This is a genomic window from Paracoccus sp. JM45 (assembly GCF_003590715.1).
GTDB lineage: Bacteria > Pseudomonadota > Alphaproteobacteria > Rhodobacterales > Rhodobacteraceae > Paracoccus.
This window is the reverse complement of the sequence record NZ_QQVY01000001.1, coordinates 599195-621348: the sequence shown is the minus strand read 5'-3', so window position 1 is coordinate 621348 and position 22154 is coordinate 599195. Positions and strand designations below refer to the sequence as shown.

The following is a 22154-nucleotide window of genomic DNA, read 5'->3' as shown; positions in this document are numbered from 1 at the left end:
CCAAAGGCCATTCTCACATGCCCGTCATGACCGAACCCAAGCTGATCTCAGGTAATTCCAACCGACCGCTGGCAAGTGCCATCGCGCGCCGCATGTCCATGCATCGCGGCATGAGCGTCGGCCTTCTGGACGCACGTGTCGAACGCTTCAACGATCAGGAAATTTTCGTCGAAGTCTACGAGAATGTCCGTGGCGAGGATATGTATATTATCCAGCCGACATCGAACCCCGCCAATGACAACCTGATGGAGTTGCTGGTCATCACCGACGCGCTGCGCCGGTCGTCGGCTGCACGTATTACGGCGGTGATCCCCTATTTCGGTTATGCCCGTCAGGACCGCCGCGCGAAGGCCCGCACGCCCATCAGTGCCAAGTTGGTCGCCAACCTGCTGACCGAGGCCGGTGTCGACCGCGTTCTGACGCTGGACCTGCATGCGGCCCAGATCCAGGGGTTCTTCGATGTGCCCGTGGACAACCTTTATGCTGCGCCGGTTTTTGCACTGGACGTGCAGCACCACTTCAAGGGCCGCATGGATGATTTGATGGTCGTGTCGCCCGACGTTGGCGGTGTGGCCCGCGCCCGCGAACTGGCGACCCGTATCGGCGCACCTTTGTCCATCGTCGACAAGCGCCGCGAAAAGGCCGGCGAAATTGCCGAGATGAACGTGATCGGTGATGTTTCGGGCAAGGCCTGTATCATCGTTGACGATATCTGTGACACCGCAGGCACGTTGTGCAAGGCCGCACAGGTTCTGACCGACAATGGCGCGACCGAGGTTCACGCCTATATCACCCATGGTGTGTTGTCGGGCCCGGCGGTCGAGCGTGTCAGCAACTCAATGCTGAAGTCGCTGGTGATCACCGATTCGATCCAGCCGACCGAGGCGGTGAAGAATGCGCCCAATATCCGCATTGTGCCAACTGCGCCGATGTTCACGCAGGCGATCTTGAATATCTGGAATGGTACTTCGGTCAGTTCGTTGTTCGAAACCGATACCTTGCTGCCGATCTATGAAGGTCTGTACCAGACCAGCTGATCGTTGTTCCCGCCGGGAAGGACAGGTGCCTCCGGCGGGGATATTTGGACACGAATGAGGGACCGGCGCGGCAATGGCTGCGCCGGTCTTTTTAGTTAAAGCGCGCGCCAGCCGATGTCACGGCGGCAGAAGCCCTGTGGCCAGTCGATGGCATCGATCAGGGCATAGGCGCGTTCATGTGCCTCGGCCAGGGTCGCGCCGCGACCGGTGCACCCAAGGACACGACCACCTGTGGCGACGGTCTGGCCATCTTTTTCGGCAGTGCCAGCGTGAAAGGTCATCTGGAAGCTGGTTTGGGGCAGATCGGACAGACCCTTGATGGCCGTGCCTTTGACATAGCTGCCCGGATAGCCCTCGGCGGCCATCACTACGGTCAAGGCATGGTCGTCGGCCCAATTGGCACTGACGCTGTCCAGACGGTTTTCCGCGCAGGCCAGCAGCAGATCAAGGATCTGGCCGCCAAGACGCATCATCAACGCCTGACATTCCGGATCGCCGAAGCGGACGTTGTATTCGACCAGACGCGCCTGACCGTCCTTGATCATCAGCCCTGCATAAAGCACGCCTTGGAAGGGCATATCCTGACGCGCCATTTCGGCGATGGTCGGACGGACGATAAGCTCCATCACCTGATCCTGCAGGACTTGGGTCAGGACGGGGGCGGGGCTATAGGCGCCCATGCCGCCGGTATTGGGGCCGGTATCGCCATCGCCGACGCGCTTGTGGTCCTGCGCTGTGCCGACGGGCAGGCAGTTCACGCCGTCGCTGAGGATGAAGAAGCTGGCCTCTTCGCCGTCCATGAATTCCTCGATGACGACGGACATTTCGCCGAATTCGCCGTCGAAGATCAGGTCGATGGCGGCATGGGCCTGTTCGATGGTTTCGGCAACCGTGACGCCCTTACCGGCGGCCAGACCGTCAGCCTTGATGACGATGGGTGCGCCTTGGGCGGTGACGTAATCGCGCGCTGACGGGCCATCGGTAAAGCGGGCCCATGCGGCGGTGGGCGCACCGCAGGCGTCGCAGATTTCTTTGGTGAAGGTTTTCGATGCTTCCAGCTGGGCAGCGGCCTGACTGGGGCCGAAGACAAGGAAGCCCGCGTCGCGCAGGGCGTTGGACACACCGGCGGCCAAAGGGGCTTCGGGACCGATGACGACAAAATCGATGGCGTTTTCTTGGGCGAATTCCAGCACCTCGGCGCGGGACTGGATGTCCAATGCGGCGCATTCGGCCACCTCGGCGATGCCTGCGTTGCCCGGCGCAACGATCAGCCGGTCGCATTTGGGGTTTTGCCGGATCGCCCATGCCAGCGCATGTTCGCGCCCGCCACCGCCCAGGATCAGGATATTCATCAGCCGCCCTTTCGCTTGATCTTGCGGCGTTCTAGTCTGGCAGGCGAAAGGGAACAAGCCGCATGGATCTGATCGACGACGACCCCCAGCCCGGCAGCAACGCGCATGAGTTTACTGTGTCGCAGCTGTCAGGTGCCGTCAAACGCAGTATCGAGGACCAGTTCGGGCGCGTCCGCGTCCGCGCCGAGGTGGGGCGTGTGTCGCGTCCATCCTCGGGGCATCTGTATTTCGACCTGAAGGATGACCGCGCGGTTCTGGCCGCTGTGACGTGGAAAGGGCAGGCTTCCAAGCTGGTCCAGCGTCCCGAAGAAGGCATGGAGGTGATCGCCACAGGTCGCCTGACGACCTTCCCCGGCCAGTCGAAATACCAGATGATCGTCGACCAGATCGAACCCGCCGGTGAAGGCGCGCTGATGGCGATGCTGGAAAAGCGCCGCAAGGCGCTGGCTGCCGAAGGGCTGTTCGATCAGGACCGAAAGCGCGCGTTGCCGTTCCTGCCGCGCGTGATCGGGGTGGTGACCTCGCCTTCGGGCGCTGTCATCCGCGATATTCTGCACCGTTTACGCGAACGTTTCCCGACCCATGTGGTGATCTGGCCTGTTGTCGTTCAGGGCGAGGGCTGTGCACCGCAGGTGACGGCGGCGATCGAGGGCTTTAACGCCATGCAACCGGGCGGGCCGGTCCCGCGCCCCGATCTGATCATTGTCGCGCGTGGCGGAGGGTCCTTGGAGGATCTGTGGGGTTTCAACGAAGAATCGGTCGTGCGCGCGGCTGCTGCCAGCCAGATCCCACTGATCTCGGCGGTGGGGCATGAAACGGATACGACGCTGATCGACTTCGCCTCGGACAGGCGGGCGCCGACGCCCACGGCTGCGGCGGAAATTGCCGTGCCGGTGCGGGCCGATCTGGCGGCGCGGCTGGCCGAAAGCGGCGTGCGGATGTTGCGGGCGAATGCCCAGCACATCGACCGCCCACGTCAGCGGCTGCGTGACCTATCGCGGGCGATGGGGCGGCCAGCGGCGCTGACCGAAAGCGCGCGTCAGCGGCTGGATGTCTGGGGAACGCGATTGGAACCTGCCTTGCGCAATCTGGTGCGCACGCGGCGGCAACATCTGGCATCACGGCCCATGCCTGCCTCGACCCTGCGGCAATTCACGGCGGCCAAGCGTCACGATATGGACCGGCTAGAAAGCCGCCTGACAATGGCGCGGTCCCGCAGGCTGGAACGTCCGCGCGACCGTTTGACCCAATTGCAGGAACGGTTGAATGCTTCGCTGAAGCGGGTCGAAACGACGACCCGACGGGCCGTGACGCAGCAAACCGTGCGTTTGACGGAATTGGGCCAGCGGCTGGATGTGGCGATGACCCGTGGCACGGCATCGCGCAAGGAAGCTGTCGCACGCTTGGACCGCATGCGCCTGACGCTGGGGTATGAGGAAACGTTGAAGCGTGGCTATGCGGTGGTGCATGGGCCGGACGGGGTGCTGACCTTAGCCAAGGACGCCAAGGCGACCCCGCAATTCGAAGTCCAGTTCACCGATGGTCGTGTCACGGTCCATACTGCGGGCAAGCCGGCACCCAAGCGGTCGAAGCCGAAAGACCCCGAACAAAAGACGCTGATCTGACCCTCAGACCCTGCGGTCGCGCAGGGTCAGCCAGATCAGTGACGCACCGGCAAGCGCAAGGAAGGGCAGCATGGCCATGTTCACCGCGCTCCACCCTTCTTGTGCTGTTCCGCCCGCGCAATTCATCAGGCCACCTGACGATAGCGAGGCAACAAAGACGCCGCCAAAGACGATGAAATCGTTCATGCCCTGAACACGGCCGCGTTCTTCGGGGGTATGGGCGCGGGTCAGCATTGTCGTCGCGCCGATATAGCCGAAATTCCAGCCTATCCCCAGCAGCACCAGCGCACCGAAAAACTGCGGCAGCTCGGCCCCCGACAGGGCGACGGCACCCGCCGCGCCAAGGATGGCAAGGCCGATGCCAACGATGCGTTGCGCCCCGAAGCGGGCGATCAGGCTGCCGGTAAAGAAGCTGGGCGCGAACATGGCCAGCACATGGGCGCTGACGATATTGGCGGCATCCGTCGGGGCATAGCCACAACCCACCACCGCCAGCGGGGTCGAGGTCATGACCAGATTCATCAAGGCATAAGATACCATCCCGCAGATCATCGCCACGATGATTACCGGATTGCGCAGGATCTGCCCCATTGGTCGACCGTCAGAGGCACCCGCTTTAGGCGCGGGGGGCACCGGAATGTCCAGAAAGGCAAAAAGGAACGGCCCCAGCAGGTTCAGCCCGATCACCGCGACATAGCTTGCAAGGAAAGGCACAGCTGTCAGATCGCTGGTAGTGCGGACAATCGCGGGGCCGATGATCGCGGCGGCAAGGCCGCCCGCCATGACCCAGCTGATTGCACGGGGGGCCAATTCGTCGGATGCGGTATCCGTCACGGCGAAGCGGTAAAAGCCCTGCGCGGCCATATAAATGCCCGTCAGCGTCGAACCCGCCATGAACAGCCAGAACGACCCGATCCACAGGCCGGTGGCCGCAATCGCTGCCCCGAGGCCGCCCGCAGTGACGGCCAGCAGAAAGCCTGCCCTGCGTCCGCGCGTTTGCATGAACCGTGCCAAGGGGCGGGCCGATAGTGCGGATCCCAGGATGATCATCGACAAGGGCAATGTGGCAAAGCACGGGTTGGGGGCAAGGATCTGCCCTGCCAACCCGCCGATGATAAAGATGACCGACATCTGTGCGCCCAGAATTGCCTGGGCCGCCACCAGAATGATGACATTGCGACGGGCGCGCGACAGATCGTCGGTCATCCCTGTCTTATCCGCGCGGCAGGGCGGCTGCGGTACGGGCACGATCCTCGATCGCTTGCCAGTTTCCTGCGGCGACATCGGCATCGGTCACGATCCAGCTACCACCCACGCAGATGACATTGGGCAGCGACAGATAGCTGCCGGCATTCGCGGGCGAGACACCGCCCGTCGGGCAGAAGCTGATTTTGGGCAAAGGACCTGCCAGCGATTTCAGGGCAGGGGCGCCGCCCACAGCCTCGGCGGGGAAGAATTTCAGCATGTCAAAACCGGCGTCTGCTGCACGCATGATCTCGGATGCGGTGACGGTGCCGGGCAGCAAGGGCAGTTCCAGATCGGAACAGGCCTGAATCAGCTGGTCGGTCAGGCCGGGCGACACGGCAAAGCTGGCACCGGCATCTTTGGCGCGTTTGGCGTCGTCCGGGGTCAACACGGTGCCTGCACCGACGTGACCGCCTTCGACGCGGCTCATGGCGCGGATGGATTCAAGGGCCGCGTCCGAACGCAGGGTCACCTCAAGCACGGGCAGGCCACCGGTGACCAATGCGCGGGCCAGATCGGCGGCGCTGGCGGCGTCCTTGATCACGATGACCGGAATGACGGGGGCCAGCTGGCACAGGGCACGGGTCTGTTGTGACTGGATTTGCGGGGTCATGGCGCACCTTCGGATATGTTGATTTCGGGGTGAACCTGAACCCGACGCCGCGCTGATGCAAGTAAAACAGACAGCAAAGGCACCAGCCTGTTACCGCTATCGCCACGAAAGCCACAGAAAGCGGCGCGGTCGGGAATGGAATTCCCTTGCAAATGCGCGGGGCAAGGGCTAATGGGCGCACACTTCACAGGCAGGGGCGGGCATTGCGGGTACATCCGCAAAGGTCCACCGGTTGGGGCAATCGCCCTGAGATCCCTTGCCAAGGCGCAAACCGGAAAGGAACTCCTCATGGCGCTTCCCGAATTTTCGTTGCGTCAGCTTCTTGAAGCTGGCGTTCACTATGGTCACCAGACGCAGCGCTGGAACCCCCGCATGGGTGAATACATCTATGGCGATCGCAACGGCATCCACATTCTGGATCTGACGCAGACCCTGCCGATGCTGGAATCCGCTTTGCAGGTTGTCCGTGACACCGTTGCAAAAGGTGGCCGCGTTCTGTTCGTCGGCACCAAGCGCCAGGCACAGAAAGCTGTTGCAGAAGCTGCTGAAAAATCGGCGCAGTTCTATATGAACCACCGTTGGTTGGGCGGCACGCTGACCAACTGGAAAACCGTCAGCCAGTCGATCAACCGCCTGAAGGCGATTGACGAGACGATGGCCGGTGGCGCCGAAGGTCTGACCAAAAAAGAGCGTCTGCAGCTTGAGCGCGAGCAGACCAAACTGCAGGCATCGCTTGGCGGTATCCGCGACATGGGCGGCCTCCCCGACCTGATCTTCGTCATCGACGTGAACAAGGAAGACCTTGCAATTCTGGAAGCCAAAAAGCTTGGCATCCCGGTTGTTGCAGTGGTCGACACCAACTGCTCGCCCAATGGCATCGATTACATCATTCCGGGCAACGACGACGCTGCACGCGCCATCTCGCTGTATTGCGATCTGGTCAGCCGCGCTGCGCTGGACGGTATGTCGGCACAGATGGGCGCTGCTGGCGTCGATCTGGGTTCGCTGGAAGAAGCACCGGAAGAAATGCTGGACGAAGCGCCCGCTGCCGAGGCAACCGCTGAAGCCTGATCCATACGGATCCACGATTTCATGGAATTGTCGTCAGGCGGGGATATGCCCCGCCTGACGTATTGAACATAAGGAGATGGACATGGCTATCACTGCTGCAATGGTGAAAGAGCTGCGCGAGACCACCGGCGCCGGCATGATGGACGCGAAGCGTGCGCTGACGGAAAACGACGGCAACATGGAAGCGTCGATCGACTGGCTGCGTACCAAGGGTCTGGCCAAAGCTGCGAAGAAATCGGGCCGTGTTGCCGCCGAAGGTCTTGTGGCCGTCGCCGTCAAGGACGGTAAGGGCGTCGCCGTCGAGGTGAACTCGGAAACCGACTTTGTTGGCAAGAACGAAGAATTCCAGATCATGGTCCGCAAGATTGCGGAAGCTGCGCTGAACGTCGATACCGTCGAACAGCTGCAGAACGAAGTGATCGACGGCAAGCCGGTTTCGGAAATCCTGACCGACGCCATCGCCAAAATCGGCGAGAACATGACCCTGCGCCGCATGGTCGTTGTGACTGCTCCGCTGGTCGTGAACTATGTTCACAACGCCGCTGCCGAAGGCATGGGCAAGATCGGCGTTCTGGTTGGTCTTGACGGCGGTAACGAAGACATCGGTCGCCAGATTGCAATGCACGTTGCGGCAACCGCACCGGCATCGCTGGGCGAAGCCGATCTGGACCCCGAACTGGTCGAGCGTGAAAAGCAGGTTCTGACCGAGCAGGCACGCGAATCCGGCAAGCCCGAAGCTGTCATCGAAAAGATGATCGAAGGCCGCATGAAAAAGTTCTTCGAAGAGGTCACGCTGACCGGTCAGAAGTTCGTGATCAACCCCGACCTGACCGTGGCAGAAGCTGCCAAGGAAGCTGGCACGACGATCACCGGCTTTGCCCGCGTCGCTGTTGGCGAAGGCATCGAGAAGAAAGAAGAAGATTTCGCAGCCGAGGTCGCCAAGACCCTCAGCGGTGCCTGATCTTCGGATTTCTGAACGAATTAGGAATGCCGGCCCATTCGGGTCGGCATTTTGAATTTCGGGCGAAGGATTGTTCTGGAGGCGGTGCCGATCAAGGCAACAAGACCGGACACCGCCTGTTCCTGACACTGACGTGTCACCACTCACGGAACAGGGGGATGTGACTTAAGTTCACCCAAATAGGAAACGGTGGAAAACCTTACCCTGTGGGCAAGTGCAGCGTCAGCGGCAATGACGCAGGTTCGAACAGTTGATGCATTACATGCGCTTTCAACACGGCTTGCGGTGTTGATTCGACGCCAAGCGCCTCTCGTGCCAGCCGCATGTGCTTTTCGACTGTAGCAGGGGTAATTCCCAGAATTGTCCCGATCTCGTTCACGGTTTTTCCTGCGGATCGCCAGCTTAAGACCTCGCGTTGGCGACTGGTCAGGCTGACGGGGGCGGTTTCCCGTGGCAGCGTGGCAATCCGCAGATGCAGGATCTGCGACAGCAGGCGCATGTGATCACCCTGTTCCACCCAGAGGTCTGCCAGATCATCATGTGACACATCCTTGCCGGGAACCAGAATCACCGCCCCGACGCTGTGCATTGCCGTGTTCCGCAGGCTGATGATCTGCACGGCATGCAGGCCATGCTTGACGCCCATCGCCAAAGAGGGCGAGCGTTCTTCCCCGATTGTATTGATCAGGTCACGCCCCGAAATGTCGCCGTCATTGCGCAGCACCCAATCGACCCACCCATCGCGTTCCAGCCCATAGAGGTTTTGTGAATCGTCGATTAGCGCCTGCGGCAGATTGCTGAAGGTCACGGGGCTTTCACGCACCAGCGAACGGGGGACCGTTAACATAAAGCGACCCGCATAGAATGCATGCGCAAAGCCTGCATCGCTGGCAGCTTGCAAAAAAACATCGCGCGCATTCGCAACGTTACTACTCTGAACCAAAGCACTGACGAAATCTGTCATTTAAAACCGATACAATTAATATGTCTTAAAAATATACAAGAACGCAGCAAACCAAGTCTGCCAAGTTCAATTTGGTTAAAATAGTTTTTTTTGACCAGAACGTAAATGGTAGCACCATTCGGCAGAGAAGCTGCCTTGATTGCTGGACGCCTCCTATTTGGATGTGCGAAGGAATGCCTATTGTTTGCAGCTTGAACCGGAACGATCCCATGCCCTTTATCATCGCCATCGACGGACCCGCGGCATCGGGCAAGGGCACCATTGCCCGCGCGCTGTCGGACCATTTCGGCTTTCACCATCTGGACACCGGCCTGCTGTATCGCGCGACGGGGGCCAAGGGGGGTGATCCTGTACAGGCGGCGTCTTCGCTATGTGCCGATGATCTTGCCCGCCCCGATCTGCGCAGCGCCGAGGCAGGACAAGCCGCCAGCCGCATCGCCGCCATCCCCGAGGTCCGCGCCGCACTGGTCGAATTCCAACACCGCTTTTCCGCGCAGGATCCGGGGGCGGTTCTGGACGGGCGTGATATCGGCACGGTGATCTGTCCGCATGCGCAGGTAAAGCTGTATGTCGTCGCCTCGGATCAGGTGCGGGCGGAACGGCGCGCGGCGGAACTGGGGGCCGATCCGGCTGAAATGCTGTCCCAATTGCAGGAACGCGACCGCCGCGACAGTGAACGTGCCACGGCCCCCTTGCGCCCTGCTGACGATGCTGTGGTGCTGGACACCAGCACCCTCAGCGTGGACGAAGCGATCGCCCACGCCATTGCGGCGGTCCAGAAGGCCCGCTGATCAGCGGGCGATAATTTCGAATTTGGTCACATCGACCATGCCGCGATCGGTGATCTTCAGCGCAGGGATCACCGGAAGGGCTAGAAAGGCCAGTTGCAGGAAGGGTTCCTCCAGCGTCACACCAAGGGTGCGGGCGGCGTCGCGCAGGATGACCAGACGGTCGCGGACATCTTCGAAGCTTTCAAGGCTCATCAGTCCTGCGACTGGCAGGGGCAGTTCGGCGATGATCTGGCCGTTCTGGGCGACGACAAAGCCGCCCTCGATTTCGGACAGGCGGTTGGCGGCCAGCGCCATATCGGCGTAATCGGCGCCCACGACGGCGATATTGTGGTGGTCATGGCACACGGTCGAGGCGATGGCCCCCCGCGCGATCCCGAAGCCCTTCACAAAGCCCGTGGCGATATTGCCGTTCTTGCCATGCCGTTCGATCACCGCGATCCGCATCAGGTCCCGCGCCGGATCGGGGCGCTTGTCGCCATCTTCCAGTGCGATATCGATGGTCAGATGTTCGGTGATGATTTTGCCTTCAAGGATGCCGATCACCGGCGTTTCCGTGCGGTTGCCGGTATAGCGGAAATCTTGCGCGGTGACTTGGGGGGCCTTGACCGACTGGCGTGCGACGGGGGCGACATGGCCGCGTGCGGCGAAGGCGGCATCATCGACAACGCGACCGGCGGTCAGGACAAGCTGCGCGTTGCAGGTTTCCAGACTGTCGATGGCAACGATATCGGCGCGCAGGCCCGGTGCGATCAACCCGCGATCCTTCAGGCCAAAGGCCTCGGCTGCCGACAGGCTGGCTGCGCGATAGGCGGCCAGCGGTTCGGTCCCCAGCGAAATCAGGCGGCGGATCATGTAATCCAGATGCCCGTGTTCGCTGATATCCAGCGGGTTACGGTCATCGGTACACAGGCACAAATAGGCGCTGGTCGCAGGCGTCAGGATGGGTTGCAGCGCGTCCAGATCCTTGCTGACCGAGCCTTCGCGGATCAGCACACGCATGCCTTTGCGCAGCTTCTCCAACGCCTCGTCCGCCGTGGTGGCTTCGTGTTCGGTGCGGATGCCTGCGGCGATATAGGCGTTCAGGTCGCGCCCCGACAGCTGCGGGCAATGGCCGTCGATATGGCCGCCTTCGAACAGGCGCAGCTTGTCCATCGCAGCGGGGTCGCGGTGGATAACGCCGGGGTAATTCATGAACTCGGCCAGACCGATGGCCGAAGGATGCCCCATGACGCGGGCAATATCATCGGCCAGAATCTCCGCGCCCGAGGTTTCCATATCGGTCGAGGGCACGCAGGATGACAGTTGCACCCGCAAATCCATCAGCAGATGTTCGGAGGCGGCTTGGAAATAGCGGATGCCGTCCAGACCGATGACATTGGTAATCTCGTGCGGGTCGCAGATGGCGGTGGTGACGCCGCGGGGGGTGACGCAGCGGTCAAATTCGAAGGGCGTCACAAGGCTGCTTTCGACGTGCAGATGCGTGTCGATGAAACCGGGCACCAGCGTCAGGCCGGTAACGTCGATCACACGGGTGGCGTCGTAATCGGCCCCGATGCCGACAATGCAGTCGTCACAGATGGCAACATCGCCCGCGATCATCGTGCCGGTCACCAGATCAAAGACCTGCCCGCCGCGCAGGACCAGATCGGCGGGCAGGTCGCCACGGGCTTGCGCGATGCGCCGTTCAAGTTGGTCCATGGTCCACTCCGATCACTTTTGGTGGATCACATGACAGGAAACTTGGGGTGTCGTCCAGAGCCGCTTGTCCTTGCGACGGCTGCATGCTTGCCTGCAGGTGTCATTACAAGAGGTTCCCGATGTCCAATGCCAGCGCCCAAAGCTATGCCCATGACGACCGCAATGATCAGGTTCTGGTCCATGTGAACGGACAGTTGGTGCCGCGTGATCAGGCCAGCGTCTCGATCTTCGACGCGGGTTTCGGCTTGGGTGACGGCGTCTGGGAAGGGTTGCGGCAAGTCAACGGGCGCATCCTGTCGCTGGAGGCCCATCTGGACCGGCTCTACGAGGGCGCGCATTCCATCAGCCTTGATATCGGCATGGACCGTGCGGCGATGGCAAAGGCCATCGGCGACCTGCTGGCGGCCAACGGCATGCAGGACGGTGCCCATATCCGGCTGATGGTGACGCGCGGGGTGAAAACCACGATCAATCAGGACCCGCGCTTTACGGTTGGCGGGGCGACGGTGGTGATTCTGGCGGAATATAAACAACCCAATGCGGCATTGAAGGCGCGGGGGCTGCGGCTGATGACCTCGGCCATTCGTTGTTCGACACCGGATGTGTTCGATCTGCGGTTGAATTCGCACAGCCGGTTGAATTTCATTCAGGCGCTGAATCAAGCCATCGGCATGGGCGCGGATGAGGCGTTGATGCTGGACGATCGCGGCTTTGTTGCCAGCTGTAATTCAACCAACTTCTTCGTCGTGCGGGGGGACGAGCTTTGGACCTCGGACGGGGCGTGCTGTTTCAACGGCATCACACGCGCAACGGTGATGCGGCTGTGGCAACAGGCAGGTGGTATCCTGCGCGAGGGGAACTTTACACTGGCCCAGACCTATAACGCGGATGAGGCTTTTGTCACCGGCACCTTGGGCGGCATCACTCCCGTGGCCAGTATCGACGGGCGCGATATGCGCGGGGGTGTCGGGGGGCCTGTCACGGCGCGTGTGGCGGCGCTTTATGCGGATTATACCAAGGGCTGACGGGGCAGGGGGCTTTCGCCCCCTTTGTCATGGCTTCCAACGCAGGAAGTTGGAAATCAGGCGCAGGCCGATATCCTGCGATTTTTCGGGGTGGAACTGTGTGCCGATGATATTGTCGCGCCCTACGACCGCCGTCACCGGCCCGCCATAGTCCACATGCGCCAGCAGATGCGCCGGATCATCCACCGCGAATTGCCAGCTGTGGACGAAATAGGCATGATCGCCGGTCTTGATCCCGTCCAGCACCGGATGCGGAATGTCAACGACCAGATCGTTCCAACCCATATGCGGAACCTTCAGGTCGGGGGCGGCGATGGCCTGAACTTCACCGCCAATCCAGCCCAGACCGGCAGTGGGGCGGTATTCATGGCCAGTAGTTGCCAGCATCTGCATACCGACGCAGATGCCCATGAAGGGGATGCCACGGTTGATGACCGCATCCTGAATCGCCTCGGCCATGCCATCCACTTCGCCCAGCGCCGTGCGGCAGGCGGGGAATGCACCATCGCCCGGCAGCACGATGCGGTCCGCGCGGGCCGCCACATCGGGGTCTGATGTGACGACGATATTGGCACCCGCGTCGCGCCCCATCAGCTGGAAGGCTTTTTCGGCGGAATGCAGGTTGCCGCTGTCGTAATCGACCAATGCGACCCGCATCACAGCGCGCCCTTGGTCGAGGGCAGGACGCCTGCCATGCGGGGGTCGGGTTCGACCGCTTCGCGCAGGGCGCGGGCGACGGCCTTGAAGGCAGCCTCGGCGATGTGGTGGCTGTTCAGCCCGTGCAGGCGGTCGACATGCAGGGTGATGCCGCCATGCGTGGACAGCGCCTGAAAGAATTCACGCACCAGTTCGGTGTCGAAGGTGCCGATCTTCTCGGACGGGAAATCGACGTTCCAGACCAGAAACGGACGCGCCGACAGATCCAGCGCGGCGCGCAGCAGCGAATCGTCCATCGCCAGCAGGAAGTTGCCGTAACGCCGGATGCCCTTTTTGTCGCCAAGGGCCGCGACCAAGGCCTGTCCAATGGCGATGCCTGTATCCTCGACCGTGTGGTGGTCGTCGATATGCAGATCGCCCTTGGCGCGAATCGTCATATCGATCAGCGAATGGCGCGACAGCTGGTCCAGCATGTGATCAAAGAAGCCCACACCGGTCTGGTTGTCATAGGTGCCGGTGCCGTCAAGGTTCAGCGTAACCTCGATCTGCGTTTCGGCAGTGTGGCGGGTGATCGTCGCTTGGCGCATGGGATGTCCTTTCGTCGCGCTGGCCTTATAGGGCGTGCGCGCCTGTCAGCCAAGATGAACCTGACCGGCAGGATAGCGCACCCTTGGCGTGGTACGCGTGGCCAGAAAGAAACCCAAGGTTAACGGGCCGACACGCCCGAGGAACATCACCACCATAATCACCAACCGCCCGAAATTCGACATTTCGGTCGTATAGCCGCGCGACAGGCCGGTGGTGCCAAAGGCGGATGCCACCTCGAATGCGATATCGATGAATTCGCCGTCATGGCTGACCGTCAGGGCAAAAATGGCGGTCAGGATGATGCCGGATGCGATGGTGATCAGGGCCATGACCTTGAGCACGTCGCCCAGCGGGATAGACCTGCCGAAGGCCGTCACCTCGGTCCGGCGGCGCAGGAATGCGATGGCGGCCAGCAGCATGACAAAGACTGTCGTCACCTTCAGCCCGCCACCAGTCGACGTCGGACCGGCCCCGATCACCATCAGCACCATATACATCAGCGACGTCGAATCATGCAGGCCGCTGATGTCGGTCGAATTGAACCCCGCCGTCCGCGTGGTCACGCCTTGAAACCACGCGACGGTCATGCGCGCAGTGGCGCTGTCGAATTGCCCAAGGGTGCGCGGGTTGTTCCATTCCAGAAAGGCGGTCATGCCGACGCCGCCGACAATCAGCACTGCCGTGCCGATCATCATCATCCGCGTGTGCAGTGACCAGCCCCGCCACAAGGGCTTTTGCCAGATATCGGCGATCACGACATAGCCGATGCCACCGGTGATGAACAACGCGGGGATGACGGTATTGACGATGGGGTCCACCGCATAATCCGTCAGTCCCGCCGAAAACGTCGAAAATCCGGCGTTGTTAAAGGCCGAAACGGAATGGAAAATAGCGTGCCAAAGACCCGCCGCCAGCCCGTGATGGGGCATGAACGACAGGCACAGCAACATGGCGCCCGCCACCTCGGCCATGATGACGATACGCAGGATGGTCCAGACAAGGCGCTTCAGGCGGACATAGGATGTCTGGTTCAGATCCTCGCGCAGGTAATTGCCTTGGGTAATGCCCATCGGCAGGCCCAGCATGGACCATAGCAATACGGCAAAGGTCATCAGCCCCAGCCCGCCCAGTTGCACCAGACCGGCAATCACCAATTCGCCCCAGAAGGTGAAAGTCAGTTCCGTATCCACCACCGCCAGACCCGTCACCGTCACAGCCGAGGTCGAGGTGAACAGCGCGTCCATCAGCGAAATCGGCGCGCGTGCCATCGGGGGCAGCATCAGCAAAAAGCCCCCCACCAGCACCAGCGTCAGATATCCCACCGCCAGCACCGCAGGGGGCGGGGTGCGCGACAGCCAGCGGCGCAGGGCGCGTTTCACAGCTTGTCGCCGAAATTCGTCAGATCGACCCGCTTGCCCAGCAGCAACAGGCGGTCATTGGTTTGCAGGACAGGATCGTCATCACGCAGGCAGCGGTATTCGGTGCCGCGCATCATGCCCAGCATCTGCACCGTAGGACCTGCCTTCAATTCGGACAGTTTGCGCCCCGCCAGACGCTGCGGGATCATCAGGTTCACGACCGAAAACCCGTTGCCCAGACTGACATAATCCTGAACAGCGGGGTTGTTCAGCATCTGGGCGGTATGGCGGCCCATCTCCAGCCCGGGCATGATGACGCGATCCGCGCCGATCTTGGACAGGATGCGGTGATGCGTGCGGCTGTCGGCCTTGGCCCAGATATGGCCTACCCCGATCAGGCGCAGGTTCATGGCGGCGATGACGTTGCTTTCCAGATCGTTGCCGATGGACACCAGCCCCACGTCATAGCGGTCCACGCCCGCCTCGCGCATGGCACCTTCGTCGGTGGCGTCCAGAATAACGGTGGCAGGCAGCGTTTCTGCAAGGGCCGAGACGCGGCGCGGATCCTTGTCGATGCCCAGAACCTGATTGCCGAAACGTGCCAGTTCGGTTGCAACAACGCTGCCAAAGGCACCAAGGCCGATTACAACGAAACTTCGACTGGGTTTACCCATAGGGACCTTCTGAAGATGGCAGAACCCGCAGAGAGGGTCGCTATGCAAAGATCGGCGCCATGCTATCGCAGATGACAACCTAACATTCATATATATGGGAACTTTTGCCCCTTGGTGGTCTTTCTCATGTGATTATGAGATAATAAAGAGCATCGGCGGAAACCCGCCTTGGGTCCGTTGACCCCGACCCGATCGACGAAAATCTGAAAGGGACAGATGTCACAGACACCTCAGAACCCCTCCGGCCCCAAGGGCCCAAAGGGAACACCACGCGACCGGACGCGTGAAGAAGACGCACTTTCCGGTCGGTTCGACCATAAACCGAAACCCAAACCGATTCCCGAACCGCAGGTCGATGACGGTATCGAGGCCCTTCCCGAACCCGAAGGCGCAACCGAGATCATCGACACCGATTATACCATCGGTCAGGACAATGTCGAAGGCCGCGCGCCTTTCGCCTTTGATGTGCATAATCCCGTCTTCGGCATTTCTGCCGGTGCCGTGGTGCTGTTCACCATTGTGACATTGTTGTTTCCGACCCAACTCCAGCCGGTTTTCGAAGGGTTGCGCGATGCGATGACCCAGAATCTGGACTGGTTCTTCATGATGGCAGGCAACATCTTTGTGCTGCTATGTCTGGCGCTGATCGTATTGCCGCTGGGTTCGGTCCGCCTTGGCGGTCCCGATGCCACCCCGGATTTCACCCTGACGGGCTGGTTCGCAATGCTGTTTGCAGCAGGTATGGGCATTGGCCTGATGTTCTATGGCGTCAGCGAACCGCTGGGCCATTTCCAAGCCGCGTTCAGCGGCGTAACATTGGAAGACGGTATTCGTACCGACTGGTCGCCGCTTGGCGGTGCTGTCGGTGATGCGGATGCCGCGCGCCGTTTGGGCATGGCTGCGACCATCTTCCACTGGGGTCTGCACCCTTGGGCGATCTATGCTGTCGTCGCATTGGCGCTGGGCCTGTTCGCCTATAACAAGGGGCTGCCCTTGACCCTGCGTTCGGTCTTTTACCCGATTTTCGGGGAACGGATCTGGGGCTGGCCGGGCCATATCATCGACATCACGGCTGTGCTGGCGACGATCTTCGGGCTTGCGACCTCGCTGGGTCTGGGTGCCGAACAGGCAGCCGCCGGTCTGCATGAATTGTTCGGCCTGTCCGATGGCAATGTGACCAAGATCGTCCTGATCATCTTGATCACAATGGTTGCCGGTGCCTCGGTTGTGCTGGGCGTCGAGAAAGGCGTCAAACGCCTGTCTGAACTGAACATGGTTCTTGCGATCATCCTGCTGTTCTTTGTGATCGTTGTGGGTCCGACCATTGCGATCCTGACCGGATTCTTCACCAATCTGGGCGCTTACGCGCAAGAACTGATCCCGCTGTCGAATCCCTTCGGCCGGACGGATGACAACTTCCGTCAGGGTTGGACCGCTTTCTATTGGGCATGGTGGATCAGCTGGTCACCTTTCGTCGGCATGTTCATTGCCCGCGTGTCGCGCGGCCGGACCGTGCGCCAGTTCCTGATTGCCGTGCTGATCGTGCCTTCGGTCATCTCGATCTTGTGGATGACGGCCTTGGGTGGCACAGCCATCGATGAAACGCTTGCCGGCTTTACAGGCATCACCGATGCCGTGCTGGAACTGAAGCTGTTCGCAATGCTGGGCGAATTGCCATTGTCGGCAATTACCAGCTTTGTCGGGATCGTTCTGGTGATCGTATTCTTCGTGACATCCTCGGATTCCGGTTCGTTGGTGATCGATACGATCGCGGCAGGCGGCAAGGTCAACGCGCCTGTGCCACAGCGCATCTTCTGGGTCAGCGTCGAGGGTCTGGTGGCCATCGCCCTGATGCTGGGCGGGGGCTTGGCTTCGGCGCAGGCCATGGCAGTCTCGACCGGCTTTCCCTTCACGATCGTCCTGCTGGGCGGCTGTTACGCCTTGGTCAAAGGCCTTCAGGCCGAACGACGCGAACTGAAATAATGCATAAAGAACGGGCAGGGTTTTCCTGCCCGTTCTTGTCTTATCGACGTCCAGATGCGAAAATGGTCCCGATATTACCAAAGGACCGACGCACATGAGCGATATCTCTGCCAGCGAACGCCGGCTTAGCGCCGCGCTTGACCGTCTGGACCAGTTGCTGGACATCCCCTCGACCATCGCGCCCCAAGGCGAAGATAGCAGCATGATCGGGGTGCTGACGGGTCAGCTTGAAACGGCCCAAGCCCGTATTCAGGAATTGCAGCAGGCCACACCCGCACCGCGGCCGGTGCAGGATGATGCGTTGCGTCAACAGCTGGATGTCGCCACCGGTCGCAATGCCGAACTGTCGGCGGCGAATGATGAACTGGCCGCTGCCAACCGCAATCTGATCGAAGCGCAGGACACCGGCGGCATCGGCGCGGATGAAATCCGTGACGCGCTGGAGGCCGAGGTCAAAGCCCTGCGCGCCGCCCGTCAGGCCGAGATTGCCCAGATGGGGGAAATCATGGCCGAGCTGGAGCGTCTGCTTTCCAACGACACCGCCACTGAAACCGCCCCAAGCACGGAAGGGCTCTGATATGGCCGAGGTTGAATTCACCATCGGACACAAAGAATACCGCGTCGGCGCACAGGACGGCGAAGAGGCTTTGCTGAAACGTGCGGCCCAACTGCTGGACGGGGAAGCCCAGGAAATCCTGCAGCAAGCAGGCCGCGTGCCCGAACCGCGTTTGCTGTTGCTGGCCGGACTGATGCTGGCCGATCATTATGCGACATTGCAGGATCGTGCCGAAAAGGCCGAACGCCACATCACGCGCCTGCAGTCGAACCCGCCAAGGGTCGAGGTTCCGGTCATTCCTTCTGACCTGAAAGAGGCGATGGCCGAAATGGCGGCCCGCGCTGAATCGCTGGCCGACCGGCTGGAAGAACAGCGTCAGGGCGACCCCGCATCTTAACCGGTTGTTAAGGATTTTCAGGCAGTTCTTCGGGATGCGCCTGATTCCCTTGATCATCCTTGCCCTTGCGGGCTGTGCCTCGCCCTCACTAGATTTCAGGGGGGCTATAAGGCATGACGTGGTCGTGGACAGCCTGCGTTTCGCCGTTTTCCAGCGCGAGGATGAGGCGCAGATCATCCGTCTGGACAATGTGCGGCGCAGCGCGCGGGCTGATCTGCCGATGCAGATGGTCCGTGCTGCCGAACAGGCCACCGGATGTGCGGTCAGCCCTGCCAGCATGACAACGCAGGCCCATGCGGCATCCGCCGTGGCCCGCGTTGATCTGGACTGCCGCGCCTAATCGCCGCTGCCATCACCGAAGAAGGCCACCAATGTTTCTGCCACAGCCTCGGGCTGTTCGGCGTGCAGCCAATGGCCGGTGTTTTTCAGTGTGACGATACGGACCTGTGGAAAATACTCGCGCAGGGCGTCTTCACCCGCTTCGGTCACGTAATCGGACAATGCGCCGCGAAGTGCCAAGGTTTTGCCGCCAAATCCGGCCTTTGGAAGGCCATCGGGCCAGCCCACGATCTGCGGCATATACTGCCGCAAGGCATCCAGATTCAGCCGCCAGCCATGCGGGTCTGACTTCAGATCAAGGTTCTGCAACAAAAACGCGCGGGTTCCATTGTCGCGCACGACATCGGCCAGCATTGCATTGGCTTGACTGCGCCGCGTGACCTGCGTCAGATCCAGGCCCTGCATCGCATCGACAAACCGCGTCTGGTCGTGGTCATAGGCGACAGGCGCGATATCCATGATCGCCAGCCGCCGCACCATGTCGGGATGGGTCAGCGCCAGCACCATTGCGGCCTTGCCGCCCATCGAATGCCCGACCAGATCGACGCGACCGCCAAAATCGGTGATCATTCCGGCCAGATCGGCGGCCAGCGCGGCATAGCTGGCATCCGCATCATGCGGACTGTCGCCATGATTGCGAAGATCGACGGTGACGACGCGGCGGCTTTCGGCCAGCTTGCGTGCCTGTGCACCCAGATTCCGGCCCTGACCGTAAAGGCCATGAACCAGCAGGACGGGCAGGCCGCTTTCCGGCCCGAATGTGTCATGATGAAGCTTCATCCGAATACTCTAGAGCGTCTGGCGCGTCGCTGCCATCCCGTCTATCGTGCCGATATGACGAACACGCCGATAAGTTTCGAAGATATTCCCGCCATGGCCGATGAAGTGGCGATCCTGATGGCATCGCGCTTTGGCGGTGCAAGGCGCGGTGAACGGCCACCCTTGTTGCAGATGGTGCGCCGCCGCGGGGGTGCCTTGCCCGCCCGCCTTCGCCGCCGCGCCGCACGTCTGGCCAAGGCCGGACATCTGGCAGGGCAACCGAAAGTTGCCCGTCAGCTGTCACTGGAAGATGCGGCCCGTGATCATGCCGCCCTGATCGCCCATCTGCGCCCTTTGGGCGAGATTTCGCGCTGGCAGGGGCGGGCCATCGGATTTAGTGCGTCGATTGTGCTGGGTTTTCTGGTTCTGGTCGCCGTGGCGCTGTGGGTGATGGTCAAACGGGGCATGCTTTAAGGCAACATGCACAACCTGCAATCCTGACCTGCGTCCGGACCGCTTGCCAAATGACGGTCAAGCTGGTGTTTGGGAACAAAGCCCTTGTCACGCGTGCAGGACCGTTTCTATGACCCAGACCACTGATTTTCGCGCAGCGATCCTGTCGCTGTCGCTTGGTGCATTCGCCATCGGCACGTCCGAATTCGCGGCCATGGGATTGCTGCCCTATTTCGCGGCCGATCTGGCACTGACCGATCCGCAGGCGGGGCATGTTATCAGCGCCTATGCCTTAGGGGTTGTTGTCGGTGCGCCTGTGACGTCGATCATCGGCGCCAAGCTGCCGCGCCGTCGCTATCTGGCGGCGCTGATGGCATTTTACGGGCTGGTCAATTTGCTGGCGGCGCTGATGCCGGGGCTTGCCGCGCTGACAGGGATGCGCTTTCTGGCCGGTTTGCCGCATGGCGGATTTCTGGGCGTGGCGATGCTTTATGCGGCTGATGCCTTGCCGCCGGGCAAGCGCGCACGCGGTGCCGCGCAGGTCCTGCTGGGTTTGACCATTGCCAATATCGTCGGCGTTCCACTGGCAGGCTGGATGGGGCAAAGCATCGGCTGGCGGTTCGGATTTGCCTTGCCGGGGGTAATCGCGCTGGCCTCGGCCTGGGCCATTCTGAAATTCGCCCCGCGCGTGGGGGGCAATCCGGATGCGCGTCCTTGGGATGAATTGCAGGCATTGCGCAATCCGCGTGTGCTGTGGACGCTGGCGGTCGGTGCCATCGGCTTTGGCGGCTTATTTTCGGTCTATGCCTTTATGACAGCGGCGATTCTGGCGACGACCGATGGTCCGGGCTTTGTCGTGCCGCTGACGCTGGCGGTCTTCGGGATCGGCGGCACGCTTGGCACATGGGGCGCCGGCCGCATGACCGAGGCTTTGGGCATCAATCGCGCCGCCTATATCAGCCTTGCCGCCATGGCCCTGACGCAGGCCTTTGCGGCCCTTGCTGTCGGGAACTGGCAGATGATGGTGCTGTCGTCATTTCTGATCGCGGCGGGCGCAGGTCTGGTCATTCCGCTGCAAACGCGGTTGATGGATGTGGCGGGGTCGGCCCAAAGCATGGCTGCGGCGATGAATCACGCGGCTTTCAATGCAGCCAATGCGCTGGGGCCGTTTCTGGCCGGTCTGGCGCTGGCCGCCGGTTGGGGCTGGCGTGCGCCGGGGGTGGTCGGCGTGATGCTTACGCTTGCGGGGGCTGTGGCCTGGACTTTTGCACTGCGTCAGGATCGGAAAGGACAGCCGGTGGCAGCGCCCGCAGAATAACCCTGCGCGAGGTCGAATTGAATTCGCGCCGCCATGTGATCCACAACACGATGGCGGTTCCCACCATCAGTGCCCATGCACCGCCCAGCCATCCCAGCGACCCGAGGGCGAAATAGACGCTGCGCAATCCGGCGTTAAAGCTGCGGGCTGCGGTGATGTTCAGGTCACCGGCCTGCAGGGCACGGTTATCCGCCTCGGGGTGGGCGGCATTATTGGGGACCGAGGCCATGATGACCGCGCAATAGCCGAACAACCGGTGCGCCCAGACGAATTTCAGGAAAGCATTGACGATAAAGAACATCGTCACCAGCAGGCGCAATTCCCAGCCGGTTTCGGTGGTCGGGTTGAACTCCAATTCGACGGCGATGCCGCGCAGGCGTTCGGCATTGCCGATCAGTGCCAGCAACCCGCCCGTGGCAATCATGCAGGCCGATGCGAAAAAGGCCGTCCCCTCGCGCAGGCTGGACAGGATATTGCCGTCGAAAATGCGCGGCTCACGGGTGACGAACTGGCGCATCCATTCATGCCGGAACCGTGTCATCAGGACCGAAACCGACGGCCGCCCCGCAGGCGGGTTTTCGGTGAACCATCCGATGCCGAACCATGCGGCAAACAGCATCAGTATCGCGATCAGATCGCGCAATGCGGGCGGGTGGGATGTGATCAGATCAAGCGGATTCATGGGCTGAC

23 protein-coding genes are annotated in these 22154 nt (G+C 61.4%); 12 read left to right on the top strand and 11 right to left on the bottom strand.

Translation table 11 applies throughout. The annotated features are described in order from the left end of the window. The first annotated feature begins 17 nt into the window (after positions 1-17). On the top strand, positions 18-1037 hold the full coding sequence (locus DWB67_RS03125; RefSeq protein ID WP_119806014.1) for a ribose-phosphate pyrophosphokinase: 1020 nt from the start codon (positions 18-20) through the stop codon (positions 1035-1037). A gap of 95 nt (positions 1038-1132) precedes the next feature. On the opposite strand, the gene purD is transcribed toward DWB67_RS03125, so the two are convergent. Further along, the gene (purD, locus tag DWB67_RS03120; RefSeq protein WP_119806013.1) at positions 1133-2389 is read right to left on the bottom strand and encodes a phosphoribosylamine--glycine ligase; all 1257 of its coding nucleotides are present in this window, start codon (positions 2387-2389) and stop codon (positions 1133-1135) included. Between the two features lie 62 nt (positions 2390-2451). On the opposite strand from purD, the gene xseA reads away from it, so the two are divergent. Further along, entirely contained in the window at positions 2452-4014 is a 1563-nt protein-coding gene (gene xseA, locus DWB67_RS03115) for an exodeoxyribonuclease VII large subunit (protein ID WP_119806012.1), read from the top strand. A gap of 3 nt (positions 4015-4017) precedes the next feature. Here xseA and DWB67_RS03110 read toward each other — a convergent pair whose 3' ends face one another. Both DWB67_RS03110 and eda read right to left on the bottom strand, forming a co-directional pair. Next, on the bottom strand, positions 4018-5220 hold the full coding sequence (locus DWB67_RS03110; protein ID WP_119806011.1) for an MFS transporter: 1203 nt from the start codon (positions 5218-5220) through the stop codon (positions 4018-4020). A 7-nt stretch (positions 5221-5227) separates the two neighbouring features. Then, complete coding sequence (eda, locus tag DWB67_RS03105) at positions 5228-5872, bottom strand: bifunctional 4-hydroxy-2-oxoglutarate aldolase/2-dehydro-3-deoxy-phosphogluconate aldolase (RefSeq protein ID WP_119806010.1); 645 nt, start codon at positions 5870-5872, stop codon at positions 5228-5230. A gap of 288 nt (positions 5873-6160) precedes the next feature. Here eda and rpsB point away from each other — a divergent pair, with 288 nt between their 5' ends. Beyond that, entirely contained in the window at positions 6161-6943 is a 783-nt protein-coding gene (gene rpsB, locus DWB67_RS03100; protein ID WP_119806009.1) for a 30S ribosomal protein S2, read from the top strand. An 82-nt stretch (positions 6944-7025) separates the two neighbouring features. Continuing rightward, positions 7026-7904 (top strand): translation elongation factor Ts, encoded by an 879-nt coding sequence (tsf, locus tag DWB67_RS03095; RefSeq protein ID WP_119806008.1) that lies wholly within the window; start codon positions 7026-7028, stop codon positions 7902-7904. A 199-nt stretch (positions 7905-8103) separates the two neighbouring features. On the opposite strand, the gene DWB67_RS03090 is transcribed toward tsf, so the two are convergent. Further along, positions 8104-8868: a LuxR family transcriptional regulator gene (locus DWB67_RS03090; RefSeq protein ID WP_119806007.1), complete on the bottom strand. Its 765-nt coding sequence runs from the start codon at positions 8866-8868 to the stop codon at positions 8104-8106. A gap of 209 nt (positions 8869-9077) precedes the next feature. On the opposite strand from DWB67_RS03090, the gene DWB67_RS03085 reads away from it, so the two are divergent. After that, positions 9078-9659 (top strand): d(CMP) kinase, encoded by a 582-nt coding sequence (locus DWB67_RS03085; protein ID WP_119806176.1) that lies wholly within the window; start codon positions 9078-9080, stop codon positions 9657-9659. Here DWB67_RS03085 and ade read toward each other — a convergent pair whose 3' ends face one another. After that, positions 9660-11357, bottom strand: coding sequence for an adenine deaminase (gene ade / locus DWB67_RS03080; protein ID WP_119806006.1), 1698 nt, complete (start codon positions 11355-11357; stop codon positions 9660-9662). It lies immediately after the preceding gene. Between the two features lie 119 nt (positions 11358-11476). Here ade and DWB67_RS03075 point away from each other — a divergent pair, with 119 nt between their 5' ends. Next, positions 11477-12382, top strand: a complete 906-nt coding sequence (locus DWB67_RS03075) for an aminotransferase class IV (protein WP_119806005.1) — start codon at positions 11477-11479, stop codon at positions 12380-12382. Positions 12383-12409: 27 nt separating this feature from the next. On the opposite strand, the gene hisH is transcribed toward DWB67_RS03075, so the two are convergent. The 4 genes from hisH to DWB67_RS03055 are packed head-to-tail and all read right to left on the bottom strand — an operon-like array spanning position 12410 to position 15659. Then, on the bottom strand, positions 12410-13039 hold the full coding sequence (hisH, locus tag DWB67_RS03070; RefSeq protein ID WP_119806004.1) for an imidazole glycerol phosphate synthase subunit HisH: 630 nt from the start codon (positions 13037-13039) through the stop codon (positions 12410-12412). Beyond that, a complete protein-coding gene (gene hisB, locus DWB67_RS03065; RefSeq protein WP_119806003.1) occupies positions 13039-13626 on the bottom strand; it encodes an imidazoleglycerol-phosphate dehydratase HisB in 588 nt (195 codons plus the stop codon). The genes hisH and hisB overlap by 1 nt, the downstream gene beginning before the upstream one ends. 45 nt (positions 13627-13671) lie before the next feature. Then, positions 13672-15006 (bottom strand): TrkH family potassium uptake protein, encoded by a 1335-nt coding sequence (locus DWB67_RS03060; RefSeq protein ID WP_255418518.1) that lies wholly within the window; start codon positions 15004-15006, stop codon positions 13672-13674. Next, positions 15003-15659, bottom strand: coding sequence for a TrkA family potassium uptake protein (locus DWB67_RS03055; RefSeq protein ID WP_119806002.1), 657 nt, complete (start codon positions 15657-15659; stop codon positions 15003-15005). The genes DWB67_RS03060 and DWB67_RS03055 overlap by 4 nt, the downstream gene beginning before the upstream one ends. 216 nt (positions 15660-15875) lie before the next feature. On the opposite strand from DWB67_RS03055, the gene DWB67_RS03050 reads away from it, so the two are divergent. The 4 genes from DWB67_RS03050 (at position 15876) to DWB67_RS03035 (ending at position 18935) form a co-directional block, all read left to right on the top strand. Beyond that, positions 15876-17642: a BCCT family transporter gene (locus DWB67_RS03050; protein WP_119806001.1), complete on the top strand. Its 1767-nt coding sequence runs from the start codon at positions 15876-15878 to the stop codon at positions 17640-17642. Positions 17643-17736: 94 nt separating this feature from the next. After that, entirely contained in the window at positions 17737-18219 is a 483-nt protein-coding gene (locus DWB67_RS03045) for a hypothetical protein (protein WP_119806000.1), read from the top strand. 1 nt (position 18220) lies between these two features. Then, a complete protein-coding gene (locus DWB67_RS03040) occupies positions 18221-18595 on the top strand; it encodes a cell division protein ZapA (protein ID WP_119805999.1) in 375 nt (124 codons plus the stop codon). Positions 18596-18629: 34 nt separating this feature from the next. After that, positions 18630-18935, top strand: a complete 306-nt coding sequence (locus DWB67_RS03035; protein ID WP_119805998.1) for a hypothetical protein — start codon at positions 18630-18632, stop codon at positions 18933-18935. On the opposite strand, the gene DWB67_RS03030 is transcribed toward DWB67_RS03035, so the two are convergent. Continuing rightward, entirely contained in the window at positions 18932-19714 is a 783-nt protein-coding gene (locus DWB67_RS03030; RefSeq protein WP_119805997.1) for an alpha/beta fold hydrolase, read from the bottom strand. The two genes, DWB67_RS03035 and DWB67_RS03030, sit on opposite strands and share 4 nt — an antisense overlap. On the opposite strand from DWB67_RS03030, the gene DWB67_RS03025 reads away from it, so the two are divergent. Together DWB67_RS03025 and DWB67_RS03020 are read left to right on the top strand one after the other, a co-directional pair. Next, complete coding sequence (locus tag DWB67_RS03025) at positions 19700-20167, top strand: hypothetical protein (RefSeq protein WP_255418517.1); 468 nt, start codon at positions 19700-19702, stop codon at positions 20165-20167. The two genes, DWB67_RS03030 and DWB67_RS03025, sit on opposite strands and share 15 nt — an antisense overlap. Before the next feature lie 109 nt (positions 20168-20276). Then, positions 20277-21464, top strand: a complete 1188-nt coding sequence (locus DWB67_RS03020) for an MFS transporter (protein WP_119805995.1) — start codon at positions 20277-20279, stop codon at positions 21462-21464. Here the strand turns inward: DWB67_RS03020 and DWB67_RS03015 are convergent. Continuing rightward, on the bottom strand, positions 21382-22146 hold the full coding sequence (locus DWB67_RS03015) for a DUF599 domain-containing protein (RefSeq protein ID WP_119805994.1): 765 nt from the start codon (positions 22144-22146) through the stop codon (positions 21382-21384). The two genes, DWB67_RS03020 and DWB67_RS03015, sit on opposite strands and share 83 nt — an antisense overlap. Positions 22147-22154: the final 8 nt, after the last annotated feature.